This window comes from Neisseria sp. P0021.S006 (assembly GCF_051956895.1).
Window position 1 is genome coordinate 1 of sequence record NZ_JBQCWZ010000335.1, and the last position, 1,472, is coordinate 1,472.

Genomic DNA, 1,472 nt, shown 5'->3' on the forward strand with positions numbered 1-1,472 from the left:
TTACTGGGTAGATGAAAAAGCACACCAAGTTATTCTGAGCGAAGCCGGTCACGAACACGCCGAGCAAATCCTGACCCAAATGGGCTTATTACAGGAAAACGATTCTCTCTACTCTGCCGCCAATATTTCCCTAATGCACCACCTCATGGCTGCATTGCGCGCGCACACCCTGTTCCACAAAGACCAACACTACGTTATCCAAGACGGCGAAATCGTGATTGTGGACGAATTCACAGGCCGTCTGATGGCCGGTCGCCGCTGGTCCGAAGGCTTGCACCAAGCCGTTGAAGCCAAAGAAGGCGTAGAAATCAAACGCGAAAACCAAACGCTTGCATCTATTACCTTCCAAAACTACTTCCGCCTGTACAGCAAACTGTCTGGCATGACCGGTACGGCCGACACCGAAGCCTTCGAGTTCCAAAGCATTTACAACCTCGAAACCGTCATCATCCCGACCAACCGTCCTGTACAACGCAAAGACTTCAACGACCAAATCTTCCGCTCAGCCGAAGAAAAATTTGAAGCCGTTGTCAAAGACATTGCCGAATGCCACAAAAACGGCCAACCGGTTTTGGTCGGTACCACCAGCATCGAAAACTCCGAACTGGTTTCCCGCTTGTTACACGAAGCAGGTCTGCCGCATAACGTTCTGAACGCCAAAGAACACGAGCGCGAGGCATTGATTGTGGCCCAAGCCGGTAAAGTTGGCGCGATTACCGTTGCCACTAACATGGCCGGCCGCGGTACCGATATTGTCTTGGGCGGCAACCTCAAACATCAAATCGAAGCCATCCGTGCCGATGAAACCCTGAGCGAACAGCAAAAACAAGCGCAAATTTCTGCCCTTGAAAGCGGTTGGCAAGCCGAACACGACCAAGTTGTGGCCGCAGGCGGTTTACACATTATCGGTACGGAACGCCATGAAAGCCGCCGTATCGACAACCAGTTGCGTGGTCGTGCCGGCCGTCAGGGCGACCCCGGCTCCAGCCGTTTCTATCTGTCGTTTGAAGACCCATTATTGCGCCTCTTCGCACTCGACCGTGCCGCCGCCATCCTCAACCGCTTGGCACCCGAGCGCGGCGTTGCCATCGAACACGGCCTGCTGACCCGTCAAATCGAAGGCGCACAACGTAAAGTCGAAGGCCGCAACTTCGATATGCGTAAACAGGTTTTGGAATACGATGACGTTGCCAATGACCAACGTAAAGTAATTTACCATCAACGTAACGAAATCCTGACCAGTAAAGACGTCAGCGATTTGACCCGCGAAATCCGCGCCGACGTTATCAGCGACTTGGTTGATTACCACATCCCGCCTGACAGCATGGAAGAGCAATGGGACATTCCGGCACTGGAGCACCAACTTGCCGCTGATTTCCGCCTCCATGTCGATATTAAAGGCTGGCTGAAAGAAGACAGCACTTTGGACAACCAAGACATTAAAGAACGCCTCATCAAGCGCATCGAAGACG

1 protein-coding gene is annotated in these 1,472 nt (G+C 52.9%); it reads left to right on the plus strand.

The features are described from left to right. Positions 1-1,472, plus strand: a 1,472-nt coding sequence (locus ACTHUM_RS13880) for a preprotein translocase subunit SecA (protein ID WP_440403156.1), incomplete at both ends; no start/stop codon positions are given.